Below are 559 nucleotides of genomic sequence, written 5' to 3'. Positions count from 1 at the left end.
CACCAGTGCCGGTTGCCGCGGCGGTGACTGCAGGGCCGCCAGCAACCGGGCTGCATTGCGCAGGTTGGTGGTGGTGTGGCGGGCATACGGCTCGATGATGATCGCATCTGCGGGAATGCCGAAGCGTGCCATCAGCGCTTCGCGCATCTGCACCGCTTCGACGCTGCGGGTGCCGCGCGGATGTACCGCACCACCGGAGACGATGAGGAAGGGCGCATCACCTGCCGCGTAGCGCTGCGCGGCCGCCTTCAGGCGCAGCTTGCTGCCGGCGCTGAGCGGGGTGGTCAGTTCATCCGGTCCCTGGCCCAGCACGATGATCGCGGTGTACGGATGCGCATTCCAATCGAGCTGCCGCGCACGCGCAAACGGCGCGGTGTTCATCCCCGCGCTGATGGGCTCAAAACGGATCGCATCGAGGCGGTCATTGGCATCGAGCAGGCCTACCGCCACCGCGATGCTGCGATCGAATACGGCGTAGGCGGCGCTGGCGTCCACCTCGCTCATCTGCATGGCAATGGCGACGTCGCCGGCCAGTCGCGTGCTGCCCGCTGCGCCGATC

At 68.0% G+C, this 559-nt stretch carries 1 protein-coding gene; it reads right to left on the bottom strand.

What is annotated here, in order from left to right:
- Window positions 1-559 (bottom strand): YdcF family protein (locus DAI20_RS20065; RefSeq protein WP_168927715.1); only part of this gene is annotated, 559 nt, incomplete at both ends.

It is taken from the genome of Planctomonas deserti (genome assembly GCF_003067705.1).
Taxonomy (GTDB): Bacteria; Actinomycetota; Actinomycetes; order Actinomycetales; family Microbacteriaceae; genus Planctomonas; species Planctomonas deserti.
This window is presented reverse-complemented; position numbering and strand designations above follow the sequence as displayed.